This window comes from Geobacter argillaceus (assembly GCF_007830735.1).
Classification (GTDB): Bacteria; Desulfobacterota; Desulfuromonadia; order Geobacterales; family DSM-12255; genus Geomobilibacter; species Geomobilibacter argillaceus.
Window position 1 is genome coordinate 1 of sequence record NZ_VLLN01000051.1, and the last position, 9,791, is coordinate 9,791.

The following is a 9,791-nucleotide window of genomic DNA, read 5'->3' on the forward strand; positions in this document are numbered from 1 at the left end:
CTGGCAGGGACCTTAAGCGGGGGCCAGCAGCAGATGGTCGCCATCGCGCGGGCCTTAATGGGGCAGCCGAAGATCATGCTTACGGACGAACCGTCGCTGGGACTGGCCCCGATGATCGTCGAACAGGTATGCAAGGTCCTGGTGGAGCTGAACAAACAGAAAGGTCTCACGGTACTGTTGGTGGAGCAGAACGCGCTGGTGGCGCTTGAGATGTCGAACCGTGCCTACGTGCTGGAAGGCGGGCGGACCATCCTGGAGGGAGCCGGTGTTGAGCTTCTGAACAACGACAAGGTCCGCGAGGGGTATCTCGGGGTGTAACCGGTTCCTGCACTCCCGATGAAAACCGGCATGTTCCGCGCGGCTGCTCTTGTCACGTTTACGAAGTAAAGGCCCGCAAATTTTTTTGTTTGAAATTGATTGTATAATTGTATATACATATATCTAGCGGTCTGGTTTGAGCAACGCCGCATAAGTACCAGGTAAGTAAAACAAACTCTGAGGAGGAGGCAAACGTGAAGATTCTTTTTATGAACCCCTTTGGTACGGACAGGTACAACGATCTCATCCAGCGCATTCTTAACCAGGCGAAACGTAGCGACACCAAGGTGGTTGTCGACAACCTGTCCAAGGGACCGACCTATCTCGATTATCACTATTACAAGAACTTTATCGTGGGGGAGCTGATCGAACGTGGGATTCAGGCCGAACGGGACGGGTACGATGGCGTGATCTTCGGCTGCATGCTGGACCCGGGGGTGTTCGAGGCCAAGGAGAACGTCGATATTCCCCTCATCGGTACCCACGAGCCGACGATTCACCTTGCGGCGATGCTTGGGCACCGCTTTGCGGTGGTGACCAACTCGGACAAATCCGCCCCCTCCATGGCGAACCTGGTGCGTCACTACGGGCTTGAAGACAAGTGCGTGGGATCGGGATCGATCAGGATGTCGCTGGACGAGATCTTTGCCCGGCCGGAACAATGCAAGGAAAACACCCTGGAAGCAATCCGCTGGTGCAAGGAGCGTGGCGCCGACGTCATGGTGGCAGCCTGCACGATCCAATCCGCGTACTTCATGGACGCCTACGGTCTGTCGAAGGACACCTTCTCCATCGAGGGGCTGACCTATCTCGATCCCAACATCATCGGACTGAAAATGTGCGAGGTGCTGGTGGATCTGCACAAGATGGGGATCAGCCTGAGCAGGAACAGTCTCTTTGGGAAACCGCAGGATTTTTCCATCAGCGACTGGCATACCGTCAGAAAGACCTTCGGCGTTGAGTAACGGATCCTGACGGCAGATCAAGGGGAGCGCACACTGCTCCCCTGTTCTTTTAAGTCGCAGCAACACCCACGCAAGATCTGCACCTTGTGGGTTTGAGGAGGAGTTCGATTGAAAGCTCTGGTGAAGCACGCACAAGGCATCGACGGTCTGGGGATACGTGATGTTGCGGTGCCGGAGATCGGTGCCGATGATGTCCTGATCGAAGTGAAGGCTGCGGCTATCTGCGGAACCGATCTGCATATCATGAACGATCTGTACCCGGTGCCGATGCCGGTGACGATCGGTCACGAATTCTCCGGAGTCATCGAAAAACTGGGTGCTAATGTGCACAACTGGCAGCGGGGGGATCGCGTCATCGCCGAAGGGAATGCGGAGAACTGCGGAAGCTGCTTCTGCTGCACCAGCGGGAATGCGAATCTCTGCCGGGACAACAAGTATCTCGGCATCAAGGTCGACGGTGTCTTTGCCAGGTACGTGCGAATCCCTGCCAAACTGCTGCATCGGATACCCGAAGGGCTGTCCTTTGAGGAGGCTGCCCTTGCCGAGCCCGCGGCGGTAGCCATTGATGCCTTGCTGGAAAAGAACAGCATAGAGCCGGGCGATGTTGTCGTCGTGCAGGGGTGCGGTCCGATCGGGCTCCTGGCCGGACAGATTGCGAAGGCTTCAGGCGCAGGCATGGTCATGATTACCGGAAGAGGGTCTGCCGTCAAGTCCAGGTTCACGGTGGCAGAGGAGTTGGGAGTCTTTGACCGGATCGTCAACGTGGAGAAAGACGACCCGATAGCGATTGTCAGAGACGCCACGGCAGGCAAAGGGGCCGACATCATCCTCGACACCACCGGAAGTGCCGTGGCAATGGCGCAGGCCTTCCAGATGGTGCGCCGCGCAGGTCTCATCGAAGCGGTAGGGATGGGTGACCAGGCTGTCCAGGTCCCCTGGGACCTGATGATGAAAGAAGTGGTCAGGATTCATTTCTGTCGGGGTACGACATACGGGAGCTTTGCCCGGTTCTGTTCCCTGGCTTCGACTGGCAGGCTGAATCTGCGGCCGATCATCTCCAATACGTTTCCTTTGGAGAATTGGAAAAAGGGGTTTGAGTCCGCCGAGAGCCGCGAGTCGGTAAAAACGCTGTTAATACCGTAGCCAAAGGAGCATTCCCACCGGTTGAAGCCGCCAGGATGGTGAAGCCATTTCGTAACGGAAACAATAGAGATGCCGGACAAGCTGTGCGTAGACAGGAGAAGCCATGAGTCAGTATGAGAAGCTGTTCGAGCCCGGAACGATCGGTAAGATGCGGATACGGAACAGGATCATCAGTGCGCCGATGGAGCGAAACTATGCAGATGCCTACGGCAACGTAACGCAGAAGTATATCGATAACCTGGTGGCCAAGGCGGCCGGCGGGGTGGGGCTCATCATCATCGAGGCAACCTATGTGGATCCTCTGGGCAAGGGGCGGGTCCTGGAACTGGGCCTCTACGATGATCGCCAGATCCCGGGGTACCGGAGACTGGCCGAGGCGGTCCACGAGCAGGGGGCGAAGATCGGCCTGGAACTCGTGTACGGCGGCCGACAGAGCCACTCCAACGTGACGGGGGTACAGGCTCATGGTCCGTCGCCGGTGACCTGCACGGTGCCGGGTTACTTCGAACTGCCGCGGGAACTCGAAATTGACGAGATAAAGGCCCTGGTCCGGAAGTTCGCCGAGACCGCCCGGCGGTCAAAGGACGCCGGTTTCGACATGGTGGAGCTCCACTGTGCCCACGGCTACCTGATCGCCCAGTTCATGTCCCCGTACGCCAACAAGAGAACCGATGACTACGGGGGAACGTTCGAAAAACGGCTGCGGTTTCCGCTGGAGGTGATAGCTGCGGTCCGCAAGGCTTGTGGTGACGATTTCCCCATCGCCTGCCGTGTTCCCGGCGACGAGTACATCGACGGTGGGCTCACTCCCGAAGATGTCATCGTCATTGCCAAGAGATTCGAAGAGGCCGGCGTTGACCTGATCGACGTATCGTCCGGGATTTACGAGACCGCCTTCACGATCGTGCAGCCCATGGGGATGCCGCTGGGGTGCAACGTCCACCTGGCCGAGGGGATCAAGGCCGCGGTCAACGTCCCGGTGAGCATTGCCGGCCGGATCAACGATGCCGCCTTTGCCGACAGCATTCTGAAGGAAGGGAAATCCGACTTTATCTCCATGGCCAGGGCACTCCATGCGGATCCCCAGTTTCCAAACCTCTCCCGGGAGGGGAAGCTGGACGACATCTGCATGTGCATCGGCTGCAATCAGGGCTGCATCGACATGCTGGGGACCATGGTGCCGGTCTTCTGTGCCATCAACCCGCTGGTCGGCAGAGAGAGGGAGCTGGCCATCAAGCCGGCCGAGAGGAAAAAGCGGGTCGTGGTGGTGGGGGGCGGCCCTGGCGGCATGTCCGCGGCGAGGGTAGCAGCCATGAGGGGACATGATGTCTCCCTGTACGAGAAAGGCCCCGAGCTCGGTGGGCAGCTTTTGTGGGCCCGTAAGGCGTTGAAGCGGGGGGAACTGGAGCAGTGCATCCGCTATCTGGCAACCCAGGTGAAAAAGGCCGGCGTCGATGTCCACCTGAATGAGGAGATGGACACGGCCAAGGTCTACGAGGCAAAGCCCGACGTGGTGATCATGGCGACCGGCGCACTCCCCTATATCCCGTTCATTCCCGGGACCGACAGGAAGCATGTCCATACCTACCTGGATATCCTCAGTGGCAAGGTCGAGCCGGGGAAGCGGGTGCTGGTGATCGGCGGCAAGCTGGTAGGGACCCAGGTGGCACAGCTGATATCCAGCAAAGGTTCGTCCGTGATCCTGACGGAGACGTCGCCGGCCGTCTGTCAGGACGCGGGAGGCCGGACAAAATGGCTGCTGCTGCTCAGTGTGCAACGGGATACGAATATCGATATCCGCCTGGAGACAAGCGTTGAACGGATCAATGACAACTCGGTGATCCTGCAGTCCAAGGGAACGGCTGAAGAGGTCAGGGATATCGACATGGTTGTCCTCTGCCTGGGGGCCGCCTCCGACAACCGACTGGCGGATGAGCTGAAGTGGGAAGGAAAGCTCCCGGAGATTCACACCATCGGGGATTGCAGCCTGCCACGGAAAATGACCGAGGCGATCTATGAAGGGTACGTGACCGCCCTGCACATCTAGCACAGACCCGGTTTGCGTGAAATCGAAGAGGATACCAGCGTATGAATGTGAACAAAGAGATATGGGTGCTGCTCGAGGCCGATGACAAGAAGATCAGCCGCCAATCGCTTGCCTTGCTTGAGGAAGGGGCGAGGCTGGCTGGTGAATGCGATGGGCAGTTACAGGCTGTTTTTCTCGGTCCGGCCATCGAGGGGATAGGCAGGGAGGTGGGGTCACGCGGCGCCGGCACGCTCCATCAGTGTGTCGATGAAGGGTTGCGGCAGTATGACCCCCTCTTCTATGAACAGGTCCTCCTCGACCTCCTGAAGGAGCGGCAGCCCTTTCTGCTCCTGGCCCTCTCGTCACCCCTCGGCGCGGACCTCCTGCCCCGCCTTGCCTTCAAACTCGGCGCCTCTTTGGTGACCCACTGTGCAGAGATCGAGGTGCAGGAGAACGGCGAACTGCATTTTGTCAAGCCGGTCCAAAAAGGGCGTCTCTTTTCCACTGTGCAGTGCAAGGGGGAAGGGATGAGAATGGCCACCTTCCTTCCTGAACGGCTCATCAGTCGCGAAGCGTCCAGGACGAACGAGGCAGAGGCCGAGCTCAGCGAGATGAAGAAGCTCCCGACAGATAAAGCCCAACCGATAAGGGTGACCGGGTTCCTGAAGGCCGATCACCGGACCATGGATATCACGGAGGCGGAGATCATCGTCGCCATCGGCCGAGGGCTGGGATCGAAGGAGAACCTCAAGGCCATCGAGTCGTTTGCGGATCAGATCGGCGGCGCCATCGGCGGGACACGGCCCATGGTGGACGAGGGGATCCTGCCGTACGAGCGCCAGATCGGCCAGACAGGGAAGCGGGTAGCGCCCAGACTGATCTTCCTGTTCGGCATTTCCGGGGCAACCGAGTTCGTGCAGGGCATTGCGGCCGCAGGAACCAGCGTGGCCATCAACATCGATAGCCAGTCCCCGATCCTCAAATCCGTTGATCTGGGGATCGTGGGAGACCTGAACGTGCTGACGCCCAAGATCGTTCAGCATATCAGCACGGTCATGAAGCGGGCCTAGGGTTCAAGAGACAGAAACGTTCCTTCCCGTGACTCGCGTTGAAGGGAACAATGTCGAATGGAGATACAAATGATATCCGGAGTAGAAAGCGTGTTGACATCCCCTGAAAGGCTAGCTCTGTTTCTCCTTCTTGGCGTGGTTGCGCTCATGGCGGCCCGGACCGTTTACCGGCGCTGTGCCCTCATCGGTCAGGGGCGCTCCGTTTCGCCGGTGGCTGAGCCTGCTGGGGAACGATTGAAGAGGTTCCTCCTCTATGTGCCGGGACAACTGTCCAATCTCAGGAGCGTCTCCCTGAGCGACCCGGCCGGTATCCAGCATCTCGTGCTGTTCTGGGGCGGGATCATCCTGTCGCTCTACTATCTGATATTTTTCTTTGCTGGTGACGGGTTCGGACTCCAGAACCTGATCCGGGAGAACCTTCCTGCCCGTGTCTTCCTGGCTGTCACGGAGATCCTGGCACTTCTCCTTCTCATCGCCCTGGCGTGGGGAGTCTTTCGCCGTACCGTCCTCAGGCCGGGCAGGCTGGGACCCGATTTTGAAGGGGGGCTCTTCATCGGCATCACCCTGGCGGCGTCCGTACTGCTCTTCTGCCTCTTCAGTCTCGAAGGGTTGCGGTTCACGTTTAAAACGACATCGTACGCCGGACCGGTATCAGGCCTGCTGGCCGGATGGTTCACGGGGATACCGGGCGGGCCGGACAGTCTGGGCAGCCTGTTTCACATTGCCTGGTGGGTGCAGGGGGTGATCCTTGCCTGCTTCATGTTCTACGTACCGTATTCCAGCCATCAGCACGCCCTGTTCGCACCGTTCAATATCTTCGCCAGTTCTCCGCAGCCAACGGGAAGACTGTCGGTCATCGCCATGGACGACACCTACCGCGGGCTGTCGGGGGTACAGGACTTTACCTGGAAGCAACTGCTGGAGTTTTATGGCTGCACCCAGTGCGGCAAGTGCCAGGATGCCTGCCCGGCCAACGCGGCCGGGAAACCCCTTTCCCCGAAGAAGGTCATTCAGGATCTGCGGATCTGGGTGGATGAGACCGGAAACCTCGTACCGTTCTGGAAAGGCGGCAACAAAGGCGGAAACGGGAACTGTGCCGATGCCGCCGGCCGGGTTTCCGACGAGGAGCTCTGGTCGTGCACTACCTGCATGGCCTGCGTTCAGGCCTGCCCGGCCTTCATCTCGTCCGTCGACAAGATCGTCGATCTGCGCAGGGATCGCGTCCTTAGCCGCAGCAGGTTCTTCCCCGAACTGACCAACCTTTTCAGAGACCTGGAAAACTTAGGCGATGTCTTTGGCCGGGGCAGGTCAAGGCGGGAAGACTGGGCCGTGGGGAGGAGCATCAAGGTTCTTGCGAATGACAACCAGGCCGACACCCTTTTCTGGGTGGGATGTCAGGCCTCGTTCCACGACCGTCACCAGAAGAGTGCGATCAGTCTGGCCAGGGTGCTGCGAAAGGCAGGCGTAGATCTGGCCATCATGGGAAAGGGCGAGCTCTGCTGCGGCGATCCGATGCGCCGGCTGGGCAATGAATATCAGTACCAGAATTTTGTCCGCAGGAATATCGAACAGCTGAAGAAGCTCCGTTTCAAGCGGATCGTAACCTATTGTCCACACTGCTATAACACCTTGAAGAACGAGTATCCCCAGTTCGACGGGCAGTTCGAGGTGGTTCATTATACGGAACTACTGGGGGATCTGATCAGTTCCGGCAAACTCTCTCCGAAAAGGTCCGAGCCGGTCAAGGTTGCCTATCACGACCCGTGCTACCTGGCGAGGGGTAACGGGGTCGTGAAGGGTCGGGAGATCCTGGACAGCCTTCCCGGGACCACCACTCTGGCGGTAGAGCGCTCAGGCGAACAGACCTTCTGTTGCGGGGGAGGGGGAGGGGCCATGTGGATGCGTGATACCGGCGGTGCCAAGATCAATGAAATGCGGGTCAAGGAGCTGACTAAAGACAATCCCGGGATCATTGCGACCTCATGTCCTTACTGCGTCGTGATGCTGGAAGACGGTGCCAGGTCGCTGGGGCTCGAGAACGTGAAATGCAAGGACCTCATAGAACTCGTCAGTGAGATGGTCTAACAGATGATGCGGGGGAGATACAGCTTATGAAGATCGGAGTTCTGACAAAGACCGTCGGATTTGTCAATGCGCAGACGGGAACGGATAGTAGAAGCAACTATATCTGTCCGGAAGATATCATCCGCATGCTCAATCCGTTGGATGAGGTTGCCCTTGAATATGCCCTTGCGCTCAAGGACCGGTCGGCCGGTGTCAAGGTTGTCGCTGTCTCAGTGGGTGACCGATTTGCTGAAGAGGGGCTCCGGAGGGCTCTCGCAATGGGGGTTGATGATGCCATCCATATCCAGTGCGAGGAACTTGGTCAGTTGGATGCCATGGCAACGTCGGCACTCCTGGCACGGGCCTGCGAGCGGGAATCCTTTGACCTGATTCTCTGTGGAGATACTTCTATCGATGACAATGACGGGCTGGAGGGTCCCTATCTGGCCGGTCGACTGGCCATTCCCCATATATCACGGGCTGTGAAGGTTTCGGTCGGTGGCAACAGGCAGGTGCTGGAGATCGAGCGGGTCGTTGAACGAGGCGACAGGCAGCTCATGCAGTGCAGTTTGCCGGCGCTGCTGACAGTTCAGAAGGGTTCAACCGTGCCCAGGTACCCGACACTCGCCGGATTTCTCCATGCAGAGTCGAGCCATGTCCGGGTATTGACGCCGGCAGATCTCGAATTTGCCAAGAATGATACTCTCTTCTCGCTGAATACGACCCGGATCGCAGCTCGTTCAAACCCAAAGCCAAAGAAGCAGCGTGGGGTGGCTGAGCGGAGTCGACTGTCAGCAGCCGAGCGTATCGATCTGATGGTTTCGCGAGACGCAACCAAGGGAAAAGAGGGTGGAACAATCATCGATGGCCTATCGGAAGAAATGTTTACCCGACTGGACGATATTCTTGAGGAAGCTGGTATCCTTAAGCGTTAGAATTCCATGGTGACCGCGTGGTTTGGCAAAGAGGACGATTTCCCACCGTGCTTTCAGTCAGCAGCATTGGCGATTCACTACACTATCCAGTAAAAGGAGGCAATCCATGCCCATCAAAGACATCCTTGTCCATATAGACAACAGCCACCACTGTGGGGTTGTGCTCGACCTGGCGATCAATATTGCCCGGAAGCACCAGGCCCGCCTGACCGGGCTTCATGTGATCTCTCACCCCCATTACCAGCCGCAACTCGCCAGTGTGGAGGCTACCGCTGCGGAACTGCAGGCATGCTTCAGTCGGAAAACTGCTACGGAGTCGATCAATGCCAAATGGCTCTGTGTCGAAAGTGCGGTCTCCGGGGTGAGCATGGCAGAGCTGGTTAACTTTCATGCCCACTACAAGGACCTGGTGATCGTAGGGCAGGCCGATCACTCTTCCACAAACGAAAACGTGGAGTATGACCTGCCGGAGCGGGTGGTGCTTGGAGCAGGCCGGCCGGTACTGATCGTTCCCTATGCCGGGACATTCTCCAGCATAGGCGAGCAGGTGATGATAGCCTGGAAAGCGGGGCGCGAATCGACAAGGGCACTTCACGACGCCATGCCGTTCCTGCTGACCGCGCGTGAAGTCAGCGTGCTGTCGGTAAACCCGTCCATCGAGGCTGACAGCTCCGATAAGGAGCCATGTGCCGAGATCTGCGACCATTTGGGCTGTTGTGGCATACCCGCCAAGGGAGAGGAACTTGCCGGCATGACCATTCCGGTTGGTGATGTCCTGTTGAATCGATCCTGGGAAAAGGCGTGCGATCTCCTGGTTATGGGGGCGTATACCAATACCCCGCGCGGTTTTGCACTAGGCACGATCGCCAAGGATATACTCAAGCATATGACACTGCCGGTGTTGATGTCGCACTAGCTTTTGATCTGTCCCACTGTCCGACTGATTAGCACTCCACGCTGCCAAGGCAGCGCTTTGTCAAAGAGTAACTTGCTGTTTTCCTATGGATCATTTACGGTTCCTCTGGCAGCCGGGATGAGGAGGCCGCTTTAACACTGGTGCCTTGTGCCCGTCGATTAGCATGGTCCGGGAGCTGGCGATTTTGTCATTGGTGAAGCATCTGCTATCCCGTTCAGAAGAGAGCCGTATCCGACAGTTCCCCTTTCCGGCTTGCCGATCATTATTGCGGAGGCCGGAGTGATGAAGCAGAAGAAGCCGTTCAAGAGAAAGCTCATGAGACTACCCAAGCATCTGGTACACCTCAATGCGTAT

At 58.0% G+C, this 9,791-nt stretch carries 8 protein-coding genes; all 8 read left to right on the forward strand.

The annotated features are described in order from the left end of the window. A partial coding sequence (locus JN12_RS20015; RefSeq protein ID WP_145026229.1) for an ATP-binding cassette domain-containing protein occupies nucleotides 1-318 on the forward strand: 318 nt, incomplete at its 5' end. A 194-nt stretch (nucleotides 319-512) separates the two neighbouring features. Beyond that, nucleotides 513-1,283 (forward strand): aspartate/glutamate racemase family protein, encoded by a 771-nt coding sequence (locus JN12_RS20020; RefSeq protein WP_145026232.1) that lies wholly within the window; start codon nucleotides 513-515, stop codon nucleotides 1,281-1,283. A gap of 108 nt (nucleotides 1,284-1,391) precedes the next feature. After that, nucleotides 1,392-2,426 carry a zinc-dependent alcohol dehydrogenase gene (locus JN12_RS20025; protein ID WP_145026235.1) on the forward strand — a complete coding sequence of 345 codons (1,035 nt, stop codon included), beginning with the start codon at nucleotides 1,392-1,394 and terminating at the stop codon, nucleotides 2,424-2,426. Nucleotides 2,427-2,529: 103 nt separating this feature from the next. Further along, nucleotides 2,530-4,473 carry an oxidoreductase gene (locus JN12_RS20030; protein WP_145026238.1) on the forward strand — a complete coding sequence of 648 codons (1,944 nt, stop codon included), beginning with the start codon at nucleotides 2,530-2,532 and terminating at the stop codon, nucleotides 4,471-4,473. 41 nt (nucleotides 4,474-4,514) lie between these two features. Continuing rightward, nucleotides 4,515-5,522 carry an electron transfer flavoprotein subunit alpha/FixB family protein gene (locus JN12_RS20035; protein WP_145026241.1) on the forward strand — a complete coding sequence of 336 codons (1,008 nt, stop codon included), beginning with the start codon at nucleotides 4,515-4,517 and terminating at the stop codon, nucleotides 5,520-5,522. A gap of 90 nt (nucleotides 5,523-5,612) precedes the next feature. Beyond that, nucleotides 5,613-7,607, forward strand: a complete 1,995-nt coding sequence (locus JN12_RS20040; protein WP_170242098.1) for a (Fe-S)-binding protein — start codon at nucleotides 5,613-5,615, stop codon at nucleotides 7,605-7,607. 26 nt (nucleotides 7,608-7,633) lie between these two features. Then, nucleotides 7,634-8,521 (forward strand): electron transfer flavoprotein subunit beta/FixA family protein, encoded by an 888-nt coding sequence (locus tag JN12_RS20045; RefSeq protein ID WP_145026247.1) that lies wholly within the window; start codon nucleotides 7,634-7,636, stop codon nucleotides 8,519-8,521. A 106-nt stretch (nucleotides 8,522-8,627) separates the two neighbouring features. Beyond that, nucleotides 8,628-9,437 (forward strand): universal stress protein, encoded by an 810-nt coding sequence (locus JN12_RS20050; protein ID WP_145026250.1) that lies wholly within the window; start codon nucleotides 8,628-8,630, stop codon nucleotides 9,435-9,437. Nucleotides 9,438-9,791: the final 354 nt, after the last annotated feature.